The organism is Oricola indica (assembly GCF_965227485.1).
Taxonomy (GTDB): Bacteria; Pseudomonadota; Alphaproteobacteria; order Rhizobiales; family Rhizobiaceae; genus Oricola; species Oricola indica.
Genome location: NZ_OZ245747.1, coordinates 2,874,027 through 2,898,012, shown reverse-complemented (window position 1 = coordinate 2,898,012; position 23,986 = coordinate 2,874,027). Strand labels below are relative to the sequence as shown.

The 23,986-nt window shown below is 61.4% G+C and carries 23 protein-coding genes; 4 read left to right on the top strand and 19 right to left on the bottom strand.

Features of this window, described 5'->3' with window-relative positions; all coding sequences use genetic code 11:
- The first annotated feature begins 46 nt into the window (after nt 1-46).
- Nucleotides 47-265 (top strand): alkylphosphonate utilization protein, encoded by a 219-nt coding sequence (locus ACQK2M_RS14530; protein ID WP_223477791.1) that lies wholly within the window; start codon nt 47-49, stop codon nt 263-265.
- Between the two features lie 473 nt (nt 266-738).
- Nucleotides 739-1,413: a hypothetical protein gene (locus ACQK2M_RS14525; protein ID WP_425418385.1), complete on the top strand. Its 675-nt coding sequence runs from the start codon at nt 739-741 to the stop codon at nt 1,411-1,413.
- A gap of 18 nt (nt 1,414-1,431) precedes the next feature.
- Here the strand turns inward: ACQK2M_RS14525 and hflX are convergent, their stop codons facing one another.
- From hflX to dusB, 10 genes are all read right to left on the bottom strand, one after another.
- Nucleotides 1,432-2,721: a GTPase HflX gene (gene hflX / locus ACQK2M_RS14520; RefSeq protein WP_425418384.1), complete on the bottom strand. Its 1,290-nt coding sequence runs from the start codon at nt 2,719-2,721 to the stop codon at nt 1,432-1,434.
- Nucleotides 2,722-2,789: 68 nt separating this feature from the next.
- Complete coding sequence (gene hfq / locus ACQK2M_RS14515) at nt 2,790-3,041, bottom strand: RNA chaperone Hfq (protein ID WP_223477794.1); 252 nt, start codon at nt 3,039-3,041, stop codon at nt 2,790-2,792.
- Between the two features lie 130 nt (nt 3,042-3,171).
- Nucleotides 3,172-4,035, bottom strand: coding sequence for a D-amino-acid transaminase (locus tag ACQK2M_RS14510; protein ID WP_425418383.1), 864 nt, complete (start codon nt 4,033-4,035; stop codon nt 3,172-3,174).
- Nucleotides 4,036-4,050: 15 nt separating this feature from the next.
- Complete coding sequence (locus ACQK2M_RS14505) at nt 4,051-5,535, bottom strand: potassium transporter TrkG (RefSeq protein ID WP_425418382.1); 1,485 nt, start codon at nt 5,533-5,535, stop codon at nt 4,051-4,053.
- Between the two features lie 40 nt (nt 5,536-5,575).
- Nucleotides 5,576-6,952 carry a Trk system potassium transporter TrkA gene (gene trkA, locus ACQK2M_RS14500; protein WP_425418381.1) on the bottom strand — a complete coding sequence of 459 codons (1,377 nt, stop codon included), beginning with the start codon at nt 6,950-6,952 and terminating at the stop codon, nt 5,576-5,578.
- Nucleotides 6,953-6,979: 27 nt separating this feature from the next.
- Complete coding sequence (locus ACQK2M_RS14495) at nt 6,980-8,341, bottom strand: sigma-54-dependent transcriptional regulator (protein WP_425418380.1); 1,362 nt, start codon at nt 8,339-8,341, stop codon at nt 6,980-6,982.
- Nucleotides 8,338-10,674 carry an ATP-binding protein gene (locus ACQK2M_RS14490; RefSeq protein WP_425418379.1) on the bottom strand — a complete coding sequence of 779 codons (2,337 nt, stop codon included), beginning with the start codon at nt 10,672-10,674 and terminating at the stop codon, nt 8,338-8,340. Before ACQK2M_RS14490 ends, ACQK2M_RS14495 begins: the two co-directional genes overlap by 4 nt.
- A 90-nt stretch (nt 10,675-10,764) precedes the next feature.
- Nucleotides 10,765-12,225: a nitrogen regulation protein NR(I) gene (ntrC, locus tag ACQK2M_RS14485; RefSeq protein ID WP_425418378.1), complete on the bottom strand. Its 1,461-nt coding sequence runs from the start codon at nt 12,223-12,225 to the stop codon at nt 10,765-10,767.
- Entirely contained in the window at nt 12,222-13,331 is a 1,110-nt protein-coding gene (locus ACQK2M_RS14480) for a two-component system sensor histidine kinase NtrB (RefSeq protein ID WP_425420047.1), read from the bottom strand. The genes ntrC and ACQK2M_RS14480 overlap by 4 nt, the downstream gene beginning before the upstream one ends.
- A gap of 41 nt (nt 13,332-13,372) precedes the next feature.
- A complete protein-coding gene (dusB, locus tag ACQK2M_RS14475; RefSeq protein ID WP_425418377.1) occupies nt 13,373-14,389 on the bottom strand; it encodes a tRNA dihydrouridine synthase DusB in 1,017 nt (338 codons plus the stop codon).
- A gap of 162 nt (nt 14,390-14,551) precedes the next feature.
- On the opposite strand from dusB, the gene ACQK2M_RS14470 reads away from it, so the two are divergent.
- Together ACQK2M_RS14470 and ACQK2M_RS14465 are read left to right on the top strand one after the other, a co-directional pair.
- On the top strand, nt 14,552-15,769 hold the full coding sequence (locus ACQK2M_RS14470; protein ID WP_425418376.1) for a bifunctional 2-C-methyl-D-erythritol 4-phosphate cytidylyltransferase/2-C-methyl-D-erythritol 2,4-cyclodiphosphate synthase: 1,218 nt from the start codon (nt 14,552-14,554) through the stop codon (nt 15,767-15,769).
- A 4-nt stretch (nt 15,770-15,773) separates the two neighbouring features.
- On the top strand, nt 15,774-16,325 hold the full coding sequence (locus ACQK2M_RS14465; RefSeq protein WP_425418375.1) for a CinA family protein: 552 nt from the start codon (nt 15,774-15,776) through the stop codon (nt 16,323-16,325).
- Here ACQK2M_RS14465 and ACQK2M_RS14460 read toward each other — a convergent pair.
- From ACQK2M_RS14460 to ACQK2M_RS14420, 9 genes are all read right to left on the bottom strand, one after another.
- The gene (locus ACQK2M_RS14460; protein ID WP_425418374.1) at nt 16,322-16,795 is read right to left on the bottom strand and encodes a type II toxin-antitoxin system RatA family toxin; all 474 of its coding nucleotides are present in this window, start codon (nt 16,793-16,795) and stop codon (nt 16,322-16,324) included. The two genes, ACQK2M_RS14465 and ACQK2M_RS14460, sit on opposite strands and share 4 nt — an antisense overlap.
- A gap of 200 nt (nt 16,796-16,995) precedes the next feature.
- Nucleotides 16,996-17,964, bottom strand: coding sequence for a lipoyl synthase (gene lipA / locus ACQK2M_RS14455; protein ID WP_223477805.1), 969 nt, complete (start codon nt 17,962-17,964; stop codon nt 16,996-16,998).
- Nucleotides 17,965-17,985: 21 nt separating this feature from the next.
- A complete protein-coding gene (locus ACQK2M_RS14450; RefSeq protein ID WP_425418373.1) occupies nt 17,986-18,234 on the bottom strand; it encodes a GlsB/YeaQ/YmgE family stress response membrane protein in 249 nt (82 codons plus the stop codon).
- Nucleotides 18,235-18,318: 84 nt separating this feature from the next.
- Nucleotides 18,319-19,764 (bottom strand): dihydrolipoyl dehydrogenase, encoded by a 1,446-nt coding sequence (gene lpdA, locus ACQK2M_RS14445; protein WP_425418372.1) that lies wholly within the window; start codon nt 19,762-19,764, stop codon nt 18,319-18,321.
- 84 nt (nt 19,765-19,848) lie between these two features.
- On the bottom strand, nt 19,849-20,112 hold the full coding sequence (locus tag ACQK2M_RS14440; RefSeq protein WP_223477808.1) for a YdcH family protein: 264 nt from the start codon (nt 20,110-20,112) through the stop codon (nt 19,849-19,851).
- Between the two features lie 75 nt (nt 20,113-20,187).
- Nucleotides 20,188-20,826 (bottom strand): SGNH/GDSL hydrolase family protein, encoded by a 639-nt coding sequence (locus ACQK2M_RS14435; RefSeq protein ID WP_425418371.1) that lies wholly within the window; start codon nt 20,824-20,826, stop codon nt 20,188-20,190.
- 13 nt (nt 20,827-20,839) lie between these two features.
- Nucleotides 20,840-22,210 (bottom strand): pyruvate dehydrogenase complex dihydrolipoamide acetyltransferase, encoded by a 1,371-nt coding sequence (locus ACQK2M_RS14430; protein WP_425418370.1) that lies wholly within the window; start codon nt 22,208-22,210, stop codon nt 20,840-20,842.
- A 14-nt stretch (nt 22,211-22,224) separates the two neighbouring features.
- Entirely contained in the window at nt 22,225-23,664 is a 1,440-nt protein-coding gene (locus ACQK2M_RS14425; RefSeq protein ID WP_223477811.1) for a pyruvate dehydrogenase complex E1 component subunit beta, read from the bottom strand.
- Between the two features lie 30 nt (nt 23,665-23,694).
- On the bottom strand, nt 23,695-23,973 hold the full coding sequence (locus ACQK2M_RS14420; protein WP_425418369.1) for a hypothetical protein: 279 nt from the start codon (nt 23,971-23,973) through the stop codon (nt 23,695-23,697).
- Between the last annotated feature and the right edge of the window lie 13 nt (nt 23,974-23,986).

Genomic DNA, 23,986 nt, shown 5'->3' with positions numbered 1-23,986 from the left:
CGCTGGCCGCTACTGCCGTTTGGCAAATCCACGAAAGGCTGCTTCCATGAGCGATGAAACCCGCGACACAAACGGCACGATCCTGGCCGATGGCGACAACGTTACGGTCATCAAGGATCTGAAGGTCAAGGGCACGTCCTCGACCATAAAGCGCGGCACGCTGGTCAAGGGCATCCGCCTCACCGGCAATCCGGACGAAGTCGAATGCCGGGTCGAGAAGATCAAGGGCCTCGTCCTGCGCACCGAGTTTCTGAAAAAGGCCTGACGTCGCCGAAATTACTCTCGGCGAGATGGCGCCAAGCGGTCACCTAGTGACAGTGCGAGGTGCCAGCTTTCCGGTCCATATGGCAACATTGGCCGGGAGGAGAATCCTTCCGGCAACCGCCGCCATGCGCATAAGCCGTGGTTGTCGATAGCAATAGCATAACTGCAAGTGCCGAAGATAAAATCTTCATGGTCGCTCTCCCTGAAAAACCTGAAAAACACAGTCACCGGACAAGCTGCGACGCAACATTTCTGAATATTTACCCTTAACGAACAGCCTTATCTTGAGATGAATATTACAGCTTGCGGTGGATAAAGTTTCGGTCGATCAGAAATTTTAGATCGCGAATACATATAGATGGAGAATTTTCATTCATCAGAAAGCCCCTCTGAAAACCGTCACTGTATATTTCTACAACCTGATCAGCCGTATCCGGCTGAGATGGATGTAGTAGCGCAAAGCAGCGAGACGATATGGACGACAGGGCATGGCTGGCCAGGGCAATCGAGCTGAACTGCGACGCGCTTCTGCGGATCGCGGCGCAACTCGTCGCCGTCCTCCGCCTGCCCGGCGGCGGTATGAAGGACAGTCTACCGGCCGCAATCTATTTCCGTGTCCTGCGCATCCTGCGTCCCGCTGAATCCGCGGTGCGCCGTCTCATTGTTCTGGAAGCGATCGGGCTCGATGATGAGCCGGGGATCCCCCGAAAGCCCCCCGACAACGGAACCACCCGCGCAAAGACTCAATCCGGCTCGCGTAGCAAGCCGAAAGCGGACCCCGCATTCCAGCTTTTCGACCCGTTCAAGCCGCTGCCGGACAATCCGTGGATCACGGAGGGAGACAAGCACGAGGACGTGTCTGACGCCCTTCCCGGCTCTGCCGACTTTCGGCCAGACGAACCGCGCGACGCGAAATCGCTCGGCCGCCGCGTCCGGGCGCTGATCGACGCACTCGACGATCTGCCGGCACAGGCCAAGCGTCTTGCCCGGTGGCGGCTCACACGGCGGCGCCCGCGCAGACTGTCATCGCTGCGACCCGGCTTCCCGCCCGGCTATCGCAGGGGCCGGCCCATTCACGAGGTCGACAGCGTTCTGCGCGAATGCCAGGGGCTGGTCGGCTGGGCGAATAAGCCGCCGGGGCAGCGATAGATCGGCGATTGGAAAAATTCAACGACGCTCGAACGCGGCGGCGTTGTCGCTTGTCATCTCGATATCGACCGTCACCGTACCGTCCTCCGCGGTCTCGCGGTGGCGTACCTGACCATGGTCGTAGAGCCAGGCGAGATCGGCCCCGCGCTCCGGCGGAATGGAAAACCGCCGCGCGACGAGCTTGCCGGCAATCCGCGTCTCGATCTCGGCCAGAAGCCGGTCGACCCCCTCGCCGGTTATCGCCGACACGGCAGCAATGGACGGGCCCGTCGCAGAACGCTCGGCCCGCGTGATCAGTTCGGCCCGTTCTTCAGGCGCGATCGCGTCGATCTTGTTCCAGACCTCGATGACGTGCTCCTCATCGTCGGGGTCGATATCGAGATCGCGCAGAATCTCAGCCACGTCTGCGGCCTCTTCCTTGCTGGCCGCGCCGGACATATCGCGCACATGCAGCACGACATCGGCCTCCTGCACCTCTTCCAGCGTCGCCCGGAAGGCGGCGACCAGATGGGTCGGCAGATCGGAGATGAACCCGACCGTGTCCGAAAGGATAATCCATGTGCCGCCCGGCAATCGCACCCGCCGCAAGGTCGGATCGAGCGTCGCGAACAACATGTTCTCGGCCATCACCTCGGCGCCGGTCAGCCGGTTGAACAGGGTCGACTTGCCGGCATTGGTGTAGCCCACAAGAGAAACGATCGGCAGCGGAACCTTCTTGCGCTTGGAGCGGTGCAGCGTGCGGGTCCGGCGCACGCCTTCGAGTTCGCGCTCCAGCTTCTTGATCTTGTCCTGGAGAATACGCCGGTCCGCCTCGATCTGGGTCTCGCCCGGTCCGCCGAGGAAGCCCGCGCCGCCGCGCTGGCGTTCGAGGTGGGTCCAGCTTCTGACCAGCCGGCCCTTCTGATAGTTCAGATGCGCCAGCTCGACCTGCAGGGAGCCTTCCTTGGTCTGCGCACGCTCGCCGAAGATTTCGAGAATCAGGCCCGTCCGGTCGAGAACCTTGGCGTTCCACTCTTTCTCGAGGTTGCGCTGCTGAACCGGCGTCAAGGAATGGTCGACGATGACGAGCCCGGCATGACATGCCTCTATGATGCCCCTGATCTCCTCGACCTTGCCCGTGCCAAGCAGTGTCGCGGGCTGCGGCTTGGAGACCGGAACGATCATGCTGTGCGCGATATCGAGATCGATGGCGCGCGCGAGGCCTTCCGCCTCGATCAGCCGCTCGGCGGCAGCGCGCAATGGTGTGCTGTCCGTTCCCTGCCCCTGTTGGCGCAGGTCCGGCTCGACAACCACGGCGACCGTGGGCACCGGCGCATGATCCTGACCCTTGCGCTTTCGCGCACGGACGGGGTCGTGCTGATTTTCAGAGTGTTTCGTCAATCGGGTTTGGACGTCGCGTCGTCGTTTTCATACAAACTGACCGGCTGGCCGGGCATGATCGTCGATATCGCGTGTTTATAGACCAGTTGCGCATGTCCGTCGCGCCGCAGCAAAACACAAAAATTGTCGAACGAAGTGACGACGCCCGTAAGCTTCACCCCATTGACGAGGAAGATCGTCAGCGGAATTTTTTGTTTGCGAACTGCATTCAGAAACTGATCTTGCAGATTTTGGGAGCGTTCAGCCATGTTTTTTCCGTCTGTACAGGTATCAATGAATTAGTCGCGATATGGTTTTGCCGCAATGCGAGTAACGTAAAATTCCTAGTGATTTTTTCAATGCGGAAACTAATTGGGCTTTCGTCTCACTCTTTCGTGATCAAATGGGTGTTTTCTCCGCTGTTTCAAAGAATGCGTCTCTTAGCGCAAGCGAAACTGATCCGGGGTGTCCATTGGCGACTGATGTCTCGTCGATACGCACGACAGGCATCACCAGTGTTGTGGCCGCCGTAATGAAAGCTTCTCGCGCCTGCTTTGCCTCCTCGACGGTAAACCCGCGCTCCTCAACCTTGAGCCCCTGCCCGGCGGCGATGTCCATCACCGTAGCGCGCGTGATCCCGCGCAGTATACCGAAATCCGCAGGCCGTGTGACCAGCGTGCCGTCGGCGGTCACGATCCAGGCATTCGTCGCCGCGCCTTCCTTTACGATACCGTCGGCATCGACGAACCAGGCCTCGGCGGCTCCCGTTTCCTTCGCCTTCTGACGCGCGAGGACATTCGGCAAAAGGCCGACAGTCTTGATATCGACGCGCTCCCAGCGGCTTTCCGGAACGGTCAGGACGGCAACGCCCTCGCCCGCCTTCGCTCGCGCGGTCTGCGGATCGCTGCTTCGCGCGGTAACGACCAGAGACGGGCGCGTGGCGTCGGAAGGAAAAACGTGGTCGCGCCGGGCAACGCCGCGCGTGACCTGTATATAGATCATGCCGTCGCGCACCCGGTTTCGCCGCGCCACTTCCCGCAGGATCGCAACGAGAGCATCGCGATCGACAGGCCATGCGATCTGCAACTCACTCAGGGACCGCGCCAACCGGTCCAGATGCCGGGTCATGTCGATGATATAGCCGCGCGCGATCTCGCAAACTTCGTAGACGCCGTCGGCGAATTGGTAGCCGCGATCCTCGACATGAACCACGGCGTCCCGGTGGCGCGAATATCGGCCGTTGACATAGGTAATGCGCGACACTCGATTCTCCGATTTTCAGCGACTCAGCCAGTATCTCAAATTCAGAATTGCAAAGACGGCGACGAATTCCAATCGGCCGAGAAGCATGACCACGCAACCGATCAGACGTTCTAGGCTTCCGAAGTCGCGGTATTCGGGCCACATATCGGGCGTCGCGGCGACGGGAATGTAAGCGTCATAGAGCGGCCCGGCATTTACGAGAAGCGCCATTGCCGCCAGCATCGAGGCTTCGAAATTGCCCTGCCCGCCTGCCAGCGTGAACATGGCGAACGCGACCACCGCAAGAAGCAGCACCATGACCGGCCAGGTTTCGACGATGGAACGCTCGTCATAATCCGCACGTGCGATCCGCGTCGGAATGACAGAACTCGGATAGATCAGAAGGTTGAGTTCCCGGAACGACTGAACCAGCATCGCGCCGAGACGGTGGATTTTCAGGCCGGACGAGGTCGAGAAGACGGCCGCACCGATGAACGCGATGGCGAAAACGAAAATCTCCGGCAAGAGCGCGATCACGCCGGGCCGAGGTTCATGTCCCGACGTCGCCACGATCGACGCGGCGGCAAAAAAGCTCTCGACCAGTACCGGCACTGCATCGCCCCGGCCCGTCACCGCGCCGATCTCCAGAAATGCCACGAGATAGAGAATGGTCATGACCGCGACCAGAAACATGACCCACCACGCTTCCCGGTTGCGCCAGATGACGCGGAAAGGATTGGAGAGGTCATAGCGCTGCCAGAACAGACTGGTGGCCGATATCGTCAGAACCGTTGCCATGATCGCGAGGGTCGGCACGCCATGATGTGCTTCCAGTTCAGTGTCATAGGGGTTGAAGCCCCCGGTCGACAGGCTCGTCATCGTCAGGTGCGCCGCCCCGAGACTGTCTGTGCCGCTGGCGATGAAGAGAAAGAACGCAATCACCGACGCGGCGACATAATAGGCGAGCAGTGGCATGTATCGCCGCAGATGCTGGGCGCCCGCGTCGCGCTCGCCACCTGTTTCGATATTCCATTCCGGCGCCATCGCTCGCTTGGGCAGACCGCCGATCGCAAGCGGAGAAAGGACGAGAAACAGAGACGCCAGCGTCAGGAAGCCGCCGATCCATTCAAGCTGAAGCCGCCAGAAGATGATGGAGCGCGGCATTGCCTCGCGTGCCGTGAAGGTTGACGCGCCGGTCGTGGTGAGACCGGAGACACTTTCGAACAGCGCGCGCTCGAAGGGCGTATCGTCGGCAAGCATGAAGGGCAGCGTGCCGAGCAGGGACAGGGCCGCCCAGACGAAGACCATCGACAGGATCAGACGATTGGGCGTCACGACATGACGGCTGCCGAGCGAGGCGATCATGGTCAGGATCGAAACGAACGCGCCCGTCGATGCCAGGACGGAAAGCCGCAACACCTCCTCTGTCTCGTCATGCGCGAAACCGACGAGGATCGGCGCCGCCATCGAGACGAAGAACAAGGCGCTCGCAAAGGCAAGGAGAAAGACTACGGTCCGCACGACGTCCCCCGAACCGTCCTGTCGGGAACCGGCAACTTCATCAGAAGAATTCGAGGCTGACGCGGAACATCTGCTCGACACGGCGAACCGCGCCGGACTCGGCAAAGATGACGACACGGTCCTTCGCCTTGATCCTGGTCGTCCCGTCCGGCTTGATCACTTCGCCGTCGCGGTAGATCGCGCCGATACGAATGTTTTCGGGCAGATCCAGTTCCTTCAGCGGCGCACCAACCAGCGGAGAGGTCTCCAGCGCCTCGGCCTCGATCACCTCGGCCGACCCCTTCTGCACGCTATGGACCTGGCGAATGCGTCCTCTGCGAACATGTTGGAGAACCCGGGAAATCGTCACCGCACGCGGATTGATATGCGCATCGATCCCCAACGTGTCGGTGAACCCCTGGTAGGCCGGATCGTTGATCAGCGCGAGTGTCGACTGGCATCCGAGCCGCTTGGCCATCACCGACGACAGGATATTGACCTGGTCGTCATTGGTCAGCGACACCATCAATTCGCTATCCTCGATATCGGCTTCGACCAGCACCTGCTGATCGAGCGCGCTGCCGTGCAGGACGACGGTACGCCGCAACTGGTCGGCGACATGCACCGCGCGCGCGTGTTCAGCCTCGATGATCTTGACCTTGGTGCGCGAGTCCCGCGCCTCCATTTGGGCCGCGACGTAGAGCCCGATATTGCCGCCACCCGCAATGATGATCCTGCGCGCTTCGGCCTCGTCGTGACCGAACAGGCTCAGCGTGCGCTTGACCTGCTTCCGGTTCGAAATGACATAGACGAGGTCGCGGGCCAGCAACTGGTCGGCCGAGTGGGGGACGAAAAGCCGCTCGTCGCGCCAGACGCCAACCACCGTTGCGGAGAGGTCCGGAAAGAGTTCCGTGAGCTGGCTGAGCGGCGTGTTGATGACCGGGCAGTCCTCGCGGCATTCGATCGCCATCATCGTGACCTTGCCCTCGGCGAACTGCACGATGTCATTGGCGCCCGGCGAAGCAATCCGCCGCAACACCACATCGCCCACTTCCCGCTCCGGGGAAATGATCACGTCAATTGGGAGATGATCGCGCGAGAACAGATTGTTGTAATGCGCCTGCAAGTAGCTTTGCGAGCGAATGCGGGCGATCTTGGTCGGTACGTCGAACAGCGAATGCGCCACCTGGCACGCGGTCATGTTGACTTCGTCGTAAAGCGTGACGGCGATGATCATGTCCGCCTGGTCCGCGCCAGCGGCGGCAAGGACATCGGGATGGCTGCCATGACCGACAAACCCGCGCACGTCGAGCGTGTCGCGGATCCTCTGAACGAGCGTCGCCGACATGTCGATCACGGAGACGTCGTTGGCTTCGGCTGCGAGGCGCTCGGCGATGCCGTACCCCACCTGGCCGGCGCCGCATATTATGACCCGCATTCGCTTCCCCGTCCGGTTTCGTTTGCCTCAGACACCGAGCGACTTGAGCTTCCGGTGCAATGCGGATCGCTCCATACCAACGAATTCCGCCGTACGCGAGATGTTTCCGCCGAAACGCGATATCTGCGCCAGCAGATAGTCGCGCTCGAACCGCTCGCGCGCCTCGCGCAGCGGCAAAGCCATGATGTGCGCATCATCCGATGTCGGCGCGCGTGGCAGGTTCTCTCCGATCTCCGACGGCAGCATGTCCACGCCGATCACCGTGTCTTCCGGCTCGTCGCGCGTCAGGATCATCAGGCGCTCGATATTGTTGCGCAACTGGCGAATGTTCCCCGGCCAGTCATGAGTTTGCAGCACGGCCATCGCATCGTCGCCGATGAATTTGGGACGGATACCCGTATGCTCGCTGATCTGGGTCATGAATGTCTGAACCAGAAGCGGAATGTCCTCTCGCCGTTCGGCCAGCGGGGGAACGTCGATCGGGACGACCGAAAGACGATTCATCAAGTCGCGCCGGAACGTCTTCGCCTCGATCAAGGCTTCCAGATTGAAAGCCGTCGATGAGATGATCCGCACGTCCACCTTGACCCGGCGCACACCGCCCACACGCTCGAACTCCTGCTCCACCAGAACGCGCAGAATCTTCGTCTGCGTCTCCAGCGGCATGTCGGCGACCTCATCGATATAGAGAATGCCCCCATGGGCTTGCTCCAGCGCGCCGACCTTGCGCTCGCCACCATTCGGCTCTGTTCCGAACAGCTCCGTCTCCATACGGCTCGGCGTGATGGCAGCCGCGTTGATGACGACGAACGGTCCGCCTGCCCGCCCGGACTGCATGTGGATGGAACGTGCGACGAGTTCCTTTCCGGATCCCGACGGACCCGAGATCAGAATACGGCTGTTGGTCGGCGCGACCCTCGTTATCGTCTGACGCAGGGAATTGATTGCAGCCGAATTGCCGATCAGTTCCGTCGTCTCGGTCGAGCGCCGCTTGAGATCCTTCACCTGCATCTTGAGCGAGGATGTTTCGAGCGCCCTCTCCGCGACGAGGACGAGCCTGTCTGCCTTGAACGGCTTCTCGATATAGTCGTAGGCGCCACGCTTGATGGCCGAGACTGCAGTCTCGATATTGCCATGGCCGGAAATCATGACGACAGGCATGCCGGGGTGGATCGTCTGAATCTCGTCCAGCAATGCCAAGCCGTCCAGCTTGCTGCCCTGAAGCCAGATATCGAGAAACACCAGTCGCGGCGCGCGATCCGAGATTGCCGCGAGCGCGCTGTCGCTGTCATGCGCCATGCGTGTCTCATGGCCCTCATCTTCCAGAATGCCGGCGACGATCTCCCGAATATCCTGTTCATCGTCAACAATCAGAATGTCCGCTTTCATACTGTCCTCTCGGCTAACGGACGCATGTCGTCCGTTATCTCATTCTGCCCCACTTCCTCTATCTCCACTCCGACGGCGACGGGAAACACCAGGCGCACCAGCGCTCCGCGTCCATCGTCGAAATCATCCGGCGCGTCGTGCAGTTCGAGCCGCCCGCCATGGTCTTCCATGATCTTCTTGACGATGGCGAGGCCGAGGCCCGTCCCCTTCTCGCGGGTCGTCATATACGGTTCGAGAAGCTTGGCCCTGTTCGCGCGCGGGAGCCCTTTTCCGTTGTCGATCACATCGACCGCGATCTCCTCCGATCCCTGCCTGTAGGCGCGTACCTTGATGCGCCCGTCCCCGCGGCCTTCCGCCTCGGCGGCTTGCCGGGCCTCCACAGCTTCCGACGCATTTTTTATAATGTTTCCGATAGCTTGCCCGACAAGCCTGTCATCGAACATGCAGACGAGTTCCTCATCATCGAAATCGCGTTCGAAACTGATATTGCTCCGGCTGACCTCCACCAGGAATGTCGCCTCGCGCAGCGTCTCTCGCAGATCCTTCTTCTCCATGACCGGTTTCGGCATGCGCGCAAAAGACGAGAATTCATCGACCATGCGCCCGATGTCGCCGACCTGCCGAATGATCGTATCCGTGCACTGGTCGAACACCGCACTGTCTTCGCCAACCATCTTTCCGTAGCGGCGCTTGAGCCGTTCGGCGGAAAGCTGGATCGGCGTCAGGGGGTTCTTGATCTCATGGGCAATGCGGCGCGCGACGTCCGCCCAGGCCGTCGAGCGCTGCGCTTCGACGAGGTCGGAGATATCGTCGATCGTGACCACGTGCGTATGCTCGGCAGGCGCATCCTCGGCTTCGTCGCTCGCATGCTCATGGATGCCGCCCACTTCGCGGTCGACCGTGACCTGAACGTTGAGAACACGTTCGCGCCCATTGCGATCCAGAAAATTCACCTGCTTTCGCGCGTCTTCGCGTTCGCTTCGACGAACCTCGTCCAGTGCTTCGGCGACATGCGACGAGAGATCGGACAACTGTGTCCCCGGCTCGATTGTTTCTCCCGTCCCGAGAATGAGAGCGGCGGATCGGTTCGCGACCGTGATCACACCATTGTCGTCGACCCCCATGACACCCGCCGAAACCCCGGAAAGGACGGCTTCCGAAAAGCGGCGGCGCTGGTCAATGAGGTCGGTCGCATGGAGGATTTCGTCGCGCTGTTCCTTCAACTGACCGAGCATTCCATTGAACGTCTCGCCGAGATAACCGACGTCGCCATCCGAAGCGCGGACCGGAACGCGAACATCCAGATTGCCGCCGGACACTTCCTCAGCCGCGCCGATCAACTGCCGGATCGGGCGAACCAGCCTGTTGGCGACCGCGATACCGGTCCAGATCGCCGACAGGACCATGATCAGGGTGAGGCCGAAATAGAGGATTGCGAATGCGAGTTGCACATTCGTCCTGTTGCGTTCCAGGCCGACATATTCGGCCCGGTTCTGCTGCATCAGCTGAACCGCTTCCAGGACATCTGCGTCAACGGTCCGGATCGTATAGACATACGCGTTCGGAATTTCGCGCAACTTGATGATCGCCCCGACCAGATTGGTCACGCCCGGCGGGATAATGACAGGTCTTCCGTCGGCTGCCGTTTTGAGAGCGTCCAACGGCGGCTGCGGCAATGCGCGCTCGACCTCGATGTCCGCACTGTGGATCGCACTGCCGTCCGGACGAATGACGAATGCGCCCAGCATGCCGCGCCCACGCGCCTGCTGCGTCAGGTAGCGGCTGAAGCCGGCGCGGTCGAGGTTGTAGAGCCGACGCTGGCTGTCCAGGGCGAACGCCATGTTGATCGTCGCGTCGCGCAGGTTGATGGCGTTCTCGTTGATATAGGATTCCGCCACCTGCAGCGAAGAATCGACGATTGTCTTCGTACGAATCTCGAACCAGCGATCCAGCCCGAGATCGAGCGTGATGCTGGCGACGACGGCGATCGCGATAGCCGGAATGACGGCAATGATCGTGAACAGACTGACGATGCGCACATGCAGTCGCGACGCGGCCTTCCCGGCCTTGCGTGCCACATATATGCGCCGCAGCTCCACACCGATCAGCCACAGCAGCGCGAAGACGAAAAAACCGTTGATGACGATGGCCGACAGCGTGACGGTATTGTCAGGCTGGATCGGCGTCAGCCCGATCAGGATGGCAAAAGAAACGCCCGCCGTCAGGAGAGCGCCGATGATGACGGCTATGCCGCGATACTGCGCCCTGCGAGCGCTCGACCGGTCGTGGATACCGAAATCGAGTGCGACCTTGGCGCTCTGGAGAAATGGCATGAGTAAATCGCTGATATCCGACGGATCGGAGTGCTGAATATGCAACAGAATGTGGCGACTTTACAACATGTCGCCACCCTCCCCAACGATTTATGCCCCGCCCTTGAAGACGCTCAGGCCGTGTTCCTTGATTTTCTTGCGCAGCGTGTTCCGGTTGAGGCCAAGCACCTCGGCCGCTCGGATCTGATTGCCGCGTGTCGCCGCCAGAGTGGCGAGAATCAGCGGCTGTTCCAGTTCGGCCAAAACACGCTGATAAAGGCCCGGAGGCGGCAGGTTCTCCCCAAAGGAACGGAAGTAGTCCTGCATGTTGTGCTCGACCGCCTGCGAGATCGTCACGTCGCCGGCCAGGAGACCCGACGGGGACTGTTCGCCCCCCTCGCCGGCATCCAGTTCGGCCGCGACGATTTCCGGCGTGATTTCCTCCTGCGGATACAGAGCGCTCAGCCGCCGGATCAGGTTTTCAAGCTCACGCACATTGCCCGGCCAGTGATAGCGGCTCATCAGTTGCAGCGCTTCCGGCAGAATCCGCTTTGCCTCGAGCCCCTCGCCCTGAACCTTGGTCAGGAAGTGGTTCACGAGGTCGCCAATATCCTCGAGCCTCTCCCGCAGCGGCGGCATGCGCAACGGCACGACATTGAGACGGTAATAGAGGTCTTCGCGGAACAGGCCCTGATTGATCAGCGAACGAAGATCCTTGTTGGTCGCCGCGACGATGCGGACATTGGTCTTGATGGGCGTGCGCCCACCGACCGTCATGTATTCGCCCTGCTGAAGCACGCGAAGAAGCCGCGTCTGGGCGTCCATCGGCATATCGCCGATCTCGTCGAGAAACAGCGTTCCGTTCTCGGCCTGCTCGAACCGACCGCTGGAGCGCGCCTGTGCCCCGGTGAAGGCCCCCTTCTCGTGGCCGAACAACTCCGACTCGATCAGGTCGCGCGGAATAGCCGCCATGTTGATGGCGACGAATGGGCCGTTCTTCCGCTTGCCGTATTCGTGCAGCGCGCTTGCGACAAGTTCCTTGCCGGTACCCGACTCGCCGTTAATCAGCACTGTCAGATCCGACTGCATCATGCGCGCGAGCACACGATAGATGTCCTGCATCGCCGCGGACCGTCCGACCAGCGGCATGCCCTCGTGGTCTTTCTGTGCGGCTGCCTTGGAGGCTTGATCGTCTCCGTTCTTGCGGCGCGATTCCGCCAGCGCGCGGCCCACGATTCCGGTCAGTTCGACCAGGTCGAAGGGCTTCGGCAGATACTCGTAAGCGCCTTTTTCGGAGGCGCGGATCGCGGTCATGAAGGTGTTTTGCGCACTCATCACGATGATCGGCAGTTCCGGACGGACCTTGCGCATGCGCGGCAGGAGATCGAACAGATTGTCGTCCGGCATGACGACATCGCTGACGACAACATCGCCGTCCCCGGCGGTCACCCAGCGCCAGAGCGTCGATGCGTTGGAGGTCAGCCGGACGTCGTAACCGGCGCGCGAAAGCGCCTGGCTGACCACTGTCCGGATGGCGGCGTCGTCGTCAGCGACGAGAACGGTGCCTTTCATTGTTCGTTGTCTCCGCTAGCGGGCTGTATCAATTCGATCGGCGTTGCCGGCGCGGCCGGCATCAGAATGCGAAACACCGTCTTGCTCGACTGCGAGTCGCACTCGATCACACCGCCATGATCGCCGACGATCTTGGCGACCAGCGCCAGGCCGAGGCCCGATCCGTTCTGCTTGGTTGTGATGAAGGGGTCGAACATGTGCATCTGTATGTCTTCGGGAACACCCGAGCCGTTGTCCTCGACGCAGAATTCCAGCGGCAATGCGACGCGCTCATTGGCTCCCGGAATGGACAAGCGGATACCCGGTCGGAACGCGGTACGCAGTTTGATCTGGGCGTGCTCGTTGTTTTCGCAGGCCTCGCAGGCATTCTTCACGAGGTTCAGGAAAACCTGGATCAGCTGATCCTTGTTTCCGAGGACCATCGGAAGCGACGGGTCGTACTGCTTCACGAAACTGATGTCCCGTCCGAAACCGGACATCGCGATCTGATGCACCCGGTCGAGCACGACATGGATATTGACCGGTTCGCGTTCGATCGGCCGTTCGTCGGAGAAAACCTCCATCCGGTCGACCAGCGATACGATCCGGTCGGTCTCCTCGCGGATAAGACCGGTCAGTGCGCGATCTTCGTCGCTGACCGCCGCCTCGAGCAGTTGCGCCGCGCCGCGAATGCCAGACAGCGGATTCTTGATCTCGTGACCGAGCATCGACGCCAGGCCGGTGACCGATCGAGCCGCCCCGCGATGGGTCATCTGCCGGTCGAATTTCTCGGCCATCGAACGCTCCCGGAAGACGATGACCATCGAGCCGGGTTCGTCAGACACCGGCGTAACATGGACATCGACGATCCGATCGGCACCGAGCCTTGGCGACGACAAATCGACCCGATACTCGTTGACCGGGGATTCATGCTCACGCACCTGTTGAACAAGCGCGAGTAAAGGGCTTGAAAATGCGACGAAATCCTGAATCTTGGACTTGGCGAGTTGGCTCTGCGATGAAGAGAAGAAGTACTCCGCCTCGAGGTTGGCGAAGGCTATCGTATCCTCTGCATCCAGGAGCACCACCGGGTCGCGCAGTGTATCGAGAACCTTCAATGCGCGCATCGGATCCGGTGCGGACTGTTTCTTGCGCAATGTAAACGCCACTATGCAGCCTCCGCCCTGAAATCGGAATTTGAGATGATCTCGCCTGTCATGCGCATGACCTCGTCCGGATCGTTGCTGGTCATGACCCGGCGGCGGAGCGCCATGTGCTCAGCCTGCTCACCATGCCGATCGAGATACCAGCCAAGATGCTTGCGGGCATGGCGGACGCCGGTCTCGCGCCCGTAGTGAGACAGCATGTCCTGGTAATGTCCGGCGACATAATCCGGCAATTCGCGCGCCGACGGCGCGGCGACCGTTCCGGCCTCGTCGAAGCCTGCCTCCCGCGCCATTTCTCCCGGCAGCCACGGCGCACCATAGCTTGCACGTCCGACCATCACCGCATCGGCCCCGGAGGCCGACAGCGCAGCACGCGCGTCCTGCAACCGGGCAATATCGCCATTGACGACCAGCGGGATGGAAATCGCCTCTTTCACATCGCGCACGCGACGCCAGTCGGCATGGCCATTGTAGAGTTGTTCGCGTGTCCGGCCGTGAACCGTTATCATCCGCACACCCGCATCCTCCGCGCGTTTCGCGAGTTCGGGAGCATTGATGCTGTGCTCGTCCCAGCCGAGCCGTATCTTGAGCGTGACGGGAATATCGACCGCACTCACGGTCGCCTCGATCAGGGTGAGCGCATGATCGAGATCGCGCATAAGGGCCGAACCGGAGTATCCGCCCGTCACCTTCTTCGCGGGGCATCCCATATTGATATCCAGGATATCGGCGCCCTCGCCCTGCGCGATCCGTGCCGCCTCTGCCATCCAGCGCGCCTCGCGCCCGGCCAGTTGCAGCATGCGCACCGGCAACCCGTCCGCCTGCGCACGCACCCGGCTTTCCTTGCGGGCACGGCAGTATTCTTCGCTCGCGATCATCTCCGACACGACAAGCCCCGCGCCGTGACGGAATGCGCGCTGGCGAAACGGCCAGTCGCTCACGCCTGACATCGGAGCGAGGAAGACCCGGTTGCGCAACTCGACAGATCCGATCTTCAGAGGTGCGTGGATATCGGTCATGAATGCCTTTGACTGAATAATGGGCATATACACACTATGCCTATTTACTAGACACTATGCGTGCCTTGTGCAATCGGCGCGGTGTGTTAAAGCGAGCCCGATAGGCGTTTTTTCAGGAACATGGCGCTTTTGCCTGCATAAGTGCCGAAAGAAAAGTCGAAAATGCAAACCGGGCAGCGTTACGGAGTGGTCATTGTCGCGGCGGGGCGCGGCGAAAGAGCCGCCGGCGCGGGCAATGGTCCCAAGCAATACAGACGTCTCGGCGCGAAGTCCGTGATCGCGAGAACACTGGGAGCTTTCCGGGAATGGAATCCGGAATGCCCGGTGGTGATCGTCCGCCACGCCGATGACGAAGCCCTGCTGCGCGAAGCGCTTTCCGGTGATCTCGACGGGATTACGGTGGTCACCGGCGGCACGACGCGGCAGGCATCCGTCCTGCGCGGCCTGGAAGCACTCGCAGCAATGGATCCCGCGCCGCAATTCGCGCTGATCCACGATGCCGCGCGCCCTTTCATTACATCAGCCGTTCTCGACACGATCGCGGAGTCTCTGGCCGATGACCCAGAGAGCGGTGTCATTCCCGCCCTTGCGGTCTCGGAGACATTGAAGGCCACGGACGACACCGGCAGGATACACGCGACAGTGCCCCGGTCGGGGCTGTACCGGGCGCAAACACCTCAGGCGTTCCCGCTGGCCTCCATACTGGATGTTCACAGGCAGGCGGCGGAAACGGCGGCCGAGGAGTTCACCGACGACGCGGCACTTTACGAGTGGGCCAATCTGCCGGTGCGTGTCGTTGCCGGCGATTCCCGCAATATCAAGCTGACATGGCCGCAGGATTTCGAGGAAGCAGAACGCATGCTGAAAGACGAGACCGCTCCCGTCCTGCCAGATGTTCGCGTCGGCCATGGATATGACACGCACCAACTCGTCCGCGGAGACCGGATCGTCCTGTGCGGCGTCGAGATCGCCCATGACCGCATGCTCTCCGGGCACTCCGATGCCGATGTCGGTTTCCATGCATTGACCGACGCCCTTCTGGCGACAATCGGTGCGGGCGACATCGGCAGCCATTTTCCGCCGAGCGATCCCCAGTGGAAAGGCCAGGCGTCCCATGTCTTCCTGAAACACGCGGCGACGCTGGTTCAGGATGCAGGCGGCCGCGTGACACATTGCGACGTGACGCTTTTATGTGAACGACCGAAGATCGGCCCGCATCGCGAAGCCATGCGCGAGTCGATTGCCGATGTCATCGGAATCGGCGTGAACCGGGTTTCGGTCAAGGCGACGACAAACGAGAAAATCGGCTTCATCGGCCGTGAAGAAGGCATCGTCGCGCTGGCAACCGCGACAGCGGTCTTTCCGATGGAAGGAGAGTAATGCGATGAATGACAACAGCGAAGTGCAGGACGAGGTTGCAGAACGTATCGGCGCCCTGCTCGATCTCTGCAAACAGAAGAACATCATGATCGCGACGGCAGAATCCTGCACCGGCGGCCTGATTGCGGCCACCCTGACGGAAGTCCCAGGCTCGTCCGCCGTGGTCGACCGCGGCTTCGTCACCTATTCGAACGGCGCAAAATCCGACCTGCTCGGCGTTCCCGCAGACATGATCGAGCGCAACGGAGCGGTGTCCAGCGAAGTGGCGGGCGCGATGGCGGAGGGCGCCCTCGCCCGCGCCGACGCCGATATCACGATCGCGGTCACCGGTGTCGCCGGTCCCGATGGCGGCACCGATCTCAAGCCGGTCGGTCTCGTCTGGTTCGGATGCGCGGCGAGTTGGGCGCCGACATTCGTGCACAAGACAGTCTTTCCGGATCACGGCCGCGCCTTCATCCGACAGGCAACGGTAATGACGGCTATCGAGATCCTGACGGAAACGGCGAAGCTCGCTCCGGACCGCCAAGCGGAGCCCGAGGTTGAAGCCGAAGACTAGGCGGTGGCGTCATCACGTCGCGGATCGCCATAGACCGCGAATGCACGTTTCTGGAATGCCTCCGAGAACATGCGGAACGCCCTGTCGAACATGGCGCCCATCACCATGCCGAGCGTCCGGCTCTTGAACTCGTAGTCGATGGCGAAATGCACGTCGCAGCCGCCATCCGGCCGCTCTTCGAAGCGCCAGCGATTGTCGAGATAGCGGAACGGACCCTCGAGATAGGAAACGTCGATTGCGTTTTGCCCGGGCTTGAGCACCACGCGTGACGTGAAGGTCTCGCGGATCATCTTGTAGCCGACAGTCATGTCGGCAACGAGCATGGTGGCATCTTCGCGTTCGCGCCGCTCGCGAACACGCAATGCCTCGCACATCGGCAGGAACTCTGGATATCGCTCGACATCTGCAACCAGATCGAACATCTGCGCCGCGCTGTGCGGAACGGTCGTTATGTCCTGAAACTTCGGCATGCCGGACAGCTAAGGATCACGCTCGCACATGGCAAGTAGGCGATCCGCATCCGCTAAGGATTTCAATATGCATACGGGAATGCCGCCGCCAGATAACACCGAAAAGCGAGACATGCCGCGATGGCCGCATCCAAAAGACGAGTTCCGTGCGCGGCAAACGGAGATAGAAGGTCGGCGAGCCCTCGCAAGGCCCGCCTGGCCTACCCGGCTGCCGCCAGTCTCTTTGCCCGGTTTTCCCTCAGGCGCGCGAAATCGTCTCCGGCGTGGTGCGAAGACCGCGTCAGCGGGCTCGCGGATACCATCAGGAAGCCTTTGGAATACGCGATGGTCTCCAGCGACTTGAACTCGTCCGGCGGAACGAACCGGATGACCGGATGGTGCTTTTTGGTCGGCTGCAGATATTGCCCGATCGTCAGGAAATCGACATTGGCGGTGCGCAGGTCGTCCATAAGCTGAAGGATTTCGTTCCGCTCTTCGCCAAGCCCGACCATGATGCCTGACTTCGTGAACATGGTCGGGTCGATCTCCTTGACCTGCTGGAGAAGCCGGATCGAATGGAAGTAACGGGCACCCGGCCGCACCGTGAGGTAGTTGGACGGCACCGTTTCCAGATTGTGGTTGAAGACATCCGGCTTGGCGGCGACGACCTTCTCCACTGCCTTTTCCTTGCGCAGGAAGTCAGGCGTCAGGATCTCGACCGTCGTGTCCGGCGCTTCCTCGCGGATTGCCTGTATGACCTCGACGAAATGCTGCGCGCCGCCATCGTCGAGATCGTCGCGGTCGACGGAGGTGATGACGACATGCGTCAGACCCATCGTCTTGACGGCATGGGCGATGTTTTCCGGCTCCTTCGAATCGAGTGGCGCAGGCCGGCCGGTCGAGACGTTGCAGAAGGCGCAAGCGCGGGTGCAGATCTCGCCCATGATCATGAAGCTGGCGTGCTTCTTGTCCCAGCACTCGCCGATATTCGGGCAGCCCGCTTCCTCGCAAACCGTCACGAGATTGTGCGATTTCACGATGCCGTGCGTCTCCCGGAAGCCGGCCGATGTCGGCGCCTTCACGCGGATCCAGTCCGGCTTGCGCGCCTGGACGGGCTGGTCCGGCCGGTGCGCTTTTTCGGGATGGCGCACCCTTTGTGCGGGCGCGGTCGTATCGAGCACTGTGACCATGACTTTCTGCTTCTCTGTCTTTTAGCGACGCTTGCCGGTGACGAGCCCCGCCACGAACAACAACACGATGGCACCGACCGTGGCCGTAATGAGCGAGCCGACGAAACCACCGCTCGGCATGATGCCGAGGACACCGAACAGCCAGCCGCCAACGAAAGCGCCAATGATGCCGATGACGATGTTCATCAGCAGGCCCGACTGGTTTTTCATGACGATGCCGGCAAGCCAGCCGGCAAGGCCGCCGATGATGATCCAGATGATGAAGCCCATTTGTCCTGCTCCTTTTGCTAATTCACAGATGCGTTTGCGGGGTCGGGATTGCAAGGCCGATACCGGCCTTGCGGACGACCCGGGTCACGCGTTCAAGACACGCCCATAGGCGTCCAGCACGCTTTCCTTCATCATCTCCGAGAGGGTCGGATGCGGGAAGACCGTGTGCATCAGTTCTTCCTCCGTCGTCTCGAGGTTCATCGCGACGACGAAGCCCTGGATCAGTTCGGTCACTTCCGCGCCCACCATGTGTGCACCGAGAAGCTGCCCGGTCTTCTTGTCGAAGATCGTCTTGATCAGGCCCTGATCCTCGCCAAGCGCGATCGCCTTGCCGTTGGCGACGAACGGGAAACGCCCGACGCGGATTTCGTGGCCGGCCTCTTTCGCCTTGGCTTCCGTCAGACCGACGGATGCGACCTGGGGATGACAGTAGGTGCAGCCGGGGATCATCGACTTGTCCATCGGATGCACGCCCGGCACGCCGGCGATCTTCTCGACGCAGATGACACCTTCATGCTCGGCCTTGTGCGCCAGCATCGGCGGCCCGGCGACATCGCCGATGGCGTAGATGCCCTCGACATTGGTCTTGCCATACCCATCGATGACAATGCAGCCGCGATCGGTCTTCACGCCGAGGCTCTCAAGACCGAGATTCTCGATATTGCCCTGCACGCCGACGGCGGAGATCAGCCGGTCGGCCTCGATGGCCTCGGTCTTTCCGTCCTTTTTCTCGACATGGGCAACGACGGAGTTCGACTTTTTCTCGACCTTCGATACCTTCGCTTCGGTGATGATCTTCAGGCCGTGCTTCTCCAGTTGCTTGCGGGCGATCTTGGAGATTTCCTCGTCTTCGACCGGCATGACCTGCGGCATCAGTTCGACGACCGTCACGTCGACACCCATGGAATTGTAGAAGCTGGCGAATTCGATGCCGATCGCGCCCGAGCCCATGACGACGAGCTTTTTTGGCATTTCCTGCGGCACCATCGCCTCGAAATAGGTCCAGATCAGCTTGCCGTCCGGCTCGATGCCCGGAAGAGCGCGGGGCCGCGCGCCGGTTGCGACGATGATGTTCTTCGCCGTGTAGTCGCCCTCGCCCTTGACGCCCTTGGGCACCGGGTGCTGCGGCTCCATCGGTTTCTTGGAAGGCTTGCCGACAGTGATCTTGCCCTTGCCGGCGAGTTTCGCCTCGCCCCAGATCACGTCGATCTTGTTCTTCTTCATCAGCATGCCGACGCCGCCATTGAGACGCCCGGACACACCGCGCGACCGGTCGACCACGGCCTTCACGTCCGCGCTCACCGTGCCGTCGATTTTCAGGCCGTAGTTCTTGGCGTGGCTGGCGAAGTCCATGACTTCAGCCGACCGAAGCAGCGCCTTGGTCGGGATGCAGCCCCAGTTGAGACAGATGCCACCGAGATGCTCACGCTCCACGATGGCGGTCTTGAGGCCAAGCTGCGCGGCCCGGATTGCGGCGACATAGCCGCCGGGGCCGGAACCGATGATGATGATGTCGTATGCGTTCGACATGGGCGCTTCCACTCCTTGTTATATCGGCCCGACGGCGCGAGACGCCGGGGACCGGTTGCGGGAGTGGAAGCCTTTTGCCGCCCCTTATGCAGGGTCTTCTGCGGTGGGTTCCGGCTTGACCAGCATCCCGTAGATTTCGTCTTTCAGTGCCATGCGCTTTTTGCGCATCTCGACCAGACGCGCATCATCGCAAGGTTCAATATCGGTCTCTGCGCGATGAATGGCCCGGTTCAGCTCGTGATACTCGTTCGAGATCCGGTGAAAATGGCCATCCTTCTCACGCAAGTGGTGGATTTCGGCGACCAGTTCCGGGAATTCGTCGGCCAGTTCATGCGGGACATGGGACATTGGGATACCTCCAGTTTATCCGTCGTGTATCCGACCCTAACCCCTGTTGCCAGTCCCTCCTTGATCCGTATCAATTTATAATCCGAGCATCAGCGAAACGACCGGCGCAAGCGCCTTTCCGATGGCTCTCGTATTCTCTGCGTCGAGATGAATCCCGTCGACAGGCGACGTCCATGCAACCGTCGATGCGTCGAAGAAACCGCACTCCAGATCGTCCGCGACATCCGCATACATCGACCCGAGCATCCGCGATTCCGATATCTTGCCCGCAAACATCGCCGCGTAATCCGGATTTGCGGTCTCGCAGAATGGCGGCGGCGCGACGATCAGGACCGCGGGCGTCTCCATCTCGAACGACCAGTCGTGATTGCGCACGAGGCTGACCAGTTTCTCGATCCCCTGCCGCGCGGTGAAGGCGAGGCCGTGAACCGACGGCTTCAGGTCGTTCGTGCCCAGCATGATGACGACGAGATCGATAGGCTTGTGCGTATCGAGCACCATCGGCAGCGTCCGCGCGCCATTTCGGTCACTTCCACCGAGATGATCGTCGAACGCTGTCGTCCGGCCGTTCAGTCCTTCGCCAATCACCTCGACGCGCCCGCCAAGTGCATCGGCGAGCGCCACCGGCCAGCGATTTTCGCTCAGGTGGCGTCGTCCGCTTTCCGGATCGTAGCCCCAGGTCAGCGAATCGCCGAAGGCAAGAACGGTTTTCATCGCGCGATCGGCCCTAGACCAGCATCGACATCGGATTTTCGATGTAGCCCTTGAAGGCCGCGAGGAGTTCCGCGCCGAGCGCGCCATCGACACAGCGGTGATCGGTCGACAGTGTCACCGTCATCACCTGTGCTATGGCGATCGCGTCGTCCTTGACCACCGCGCGCTTTTCGCCCGCGCCGACCGCAAGGATCGTCGCATGCGGCGGGTTCACGACAGCGGCGAAGTCCTTCACGCCCATCATGCCCATGTTGGAGACCGCCGTCGTACCGCCCTGGTATTCCTGCGGCTGCAACTTGCGTTCCTTGGCGCGCTTGCCGAGATCCTTCATCTCGTTGGAGATGACCGAAAGCGACTTCATTTCCGCCTGGCGAACGATCGGCGTGATCAGCCCGCCCGGAATGGAAACCGCTACGCCGACATCGGCATGCTTGTGCTTGACCATCGCCTCGTCCGTCCACGAGACATTGGCGTCCGGCACGTCTCGCAGCGCAAGCGCGAGCGACTTGATGACCATGTCGTTGACGGACAGCTTGTAGGCCGGACGATCGTCCTTGCGCGGTGCGGCGGCGTTCAACTCGGAACGTAGCTTCAGGAGCGCATCCAGCTCGCAATCGACCGAGACGTAGAAATGCGGGATCGTCTGCTTCGATTCCTGCAGCCGCTTCGCGATGGTCTTGCGCATGCCGTCATGCTTGACGAGTTCGTAGGACCCTTCCTCGAACAGCTTGAGCACTGCATCGGTGGACGGTCCGGTCGCCATTGCAGGCGCCGGCGTGACCGGAGACTTGTCGGCAGCGGCGGGAGCCTTCGCACCACCGGCGATCGCGGCTTCCACGTCGCGCTTGACGATACGGCCATGCGGCCCGGTGCCCGAAACCGCCGTGATATCGACGCCTTCGGACTTGGCAATGCGACGCGCCAGCGGCGAGGCGAAAACCCTTTCGCCGTCCTTGACCGGCACAGGTCCGGCCTTGACGTTATCCGGGATTGATTGCGTTTGCGCCGCCTTGGCAGGGCCCGGAGCCGGCGTAGCGGCCGGCTTCGGTTCCTCTTTGGCCGGCGCGGCCTCGGCTTTCGGCTCTTCCTTGGCCGGTGCCGGCGACGCACCGCCGGAGGACGCCGCCTCGCTCACATCCTCGCCTTCGGCGGCGAGAATGGCGATGACGGCGTTGACCTTGACGCCTTCGCTGCCATCGGGAACGACGATCTTGGCGACCGTTCCCTCATCAACAGCCTCGACTTCCATCGTGGCCTTGTCCGTTTCGATCTCGGCGATCACGTCGCCGGCGGAAACGGTGTCGCCTTCCTTGACCAGCCACTTGGCGAGATTGCCCTCTTCCATCGTCGGGGAGAGCGCAGGCATTGTGATATTGATGGGCATAGTGCTCCTCCCCCTCAGGACGCGTAGGTGACGGTTTTGACCGCGTCGACCACTTCGCCGACATTCGGCAGCGCCAGTTTTTCCAGATTGGCCGCGTAAGGCATCGGGACATCCTTGCCGGCAATGGTGACGACCGGCGCGTCGAGATAGTCGAACGCCTCGCGCTGCACGCGGTTGGCGATGAAGTCGCCGACCGAACTCTGCGGGAAACCCTCTTCGACGGTTACGAGACGACCGGTCTTCTTCACGCTTTCGATCACTGTCGGCAAGTCCATGGGACGGATCGTGCGCAGGTCGATCACCTCGCATTCGATACCGGCTCCCGCCAGTTCCTCGGCCGCCTTGATGGCATAGGTCATGCCGATCCCGAAAGACACGATCGTGCAGTCAGACCCGGAGCGATGGATGCGCGCCTTGCCGATCGGCAGCACGAAATCGTCGAGTTTCGGAACGTCGAAAGTCTGTCCGTAGAGAATTTCGTTTTCGAGGAAGATCACCGGGTTGGGATCGCGGATGGCAGCCTTCAAGAGGCCTTTCGCGTCCGCCGCGGTGTAGGGCATGACGACCTTGAGGCCGGGCACGTGGCTGTACCACGCCGCATAATCCTGGCTGTGCTGGGCCGCCACACGGGCCGCCGCGCCGCTGGCGCCGCGGAAGACCATCGGCGCGCCCATCTGGCCGCCGGACATATAAAGCGTCTTGGCCGCGGAGTTGATGATCTGGTCGATCGCCTGCATGGCGAAGTTGAACGTCATGAACTCGACGATCGGCCGCAACCCGGACATTGCCGCGCCAACACCGACACCGGCGAAGCCGTGTTCGGTGATCGGCGTATCGACGACACGCTTCGGACCGAACTCGTCGAGGAGGCCCTGCGTGACCTTGTAGGCGCCCTGGTATTCGGCGACTTCCTCGCCCATCACGAAGACGGTCTCGTCGGCGCGCATCTCCTCGGCCATCGCGTCGCGCAGTGCTTCGCGGACCGTCGTCGGGACCATTTCGGTTCCATCGGGAATGTCCGGGTCGGAACCGACATCCGGCGCCGACGGTTCGGGATGGACCTTGCCTTCGGCAGGCACCCGGCGCGCATCCATGTCCTCGACGGCATTGCCATCGGTCGCGGTACCCTCGCCGGCCGCGCCATCGGCGCTTCGCTCGCCATGCGGATCGCCGGAGGGCGGCGCGGACTTGCCGATGTCGTCGGCGCTTTCGCCTTCCTGAAGCAGAACCGCGATCGGCGTGTTGACCTTCACGCCTTCGGCGCCTTCGTCGATGAGGATCTTTCCGATCACACCTTCATCGACAGCTTCGACTTCCATCGTCGCCTTGTCGGTTTCGATTTCGGCGATCACGTCACCTGACGAGACGTTGTCACCCTCCTTGACCAGCCATTTGGCCAGATTGCCCTCTTCCATCGTCGGGGAGAGCGCAGGCATCAGAATATCAACGGGCATGGTTTCCTCACCTGTGTTTTCTTGCCGGCCCTATTGGAGCCGGAATTTTTTCCAGAACAGCACCGCTGCGAGGCAAACTGCCGCCGCGATGAACATGAAACGAATGGCGCGCAGCCAAAGCGGATCCGGACCGAACCTGATTTCGCGTTCCAGCGCCGCACGCCGGCGCGCCGAAGAGTTGTCGAGATAGTCAGCGACCTTCCGGCCGGCGCCGATGAACGAATTGAAGACATGCCAGAAAAACAGCCCGAAGAGGACGACAACACCCGCCCCCAACACATAGACCCAGATATCCGGCGAAGCCTGCATCGACCCGGACCGC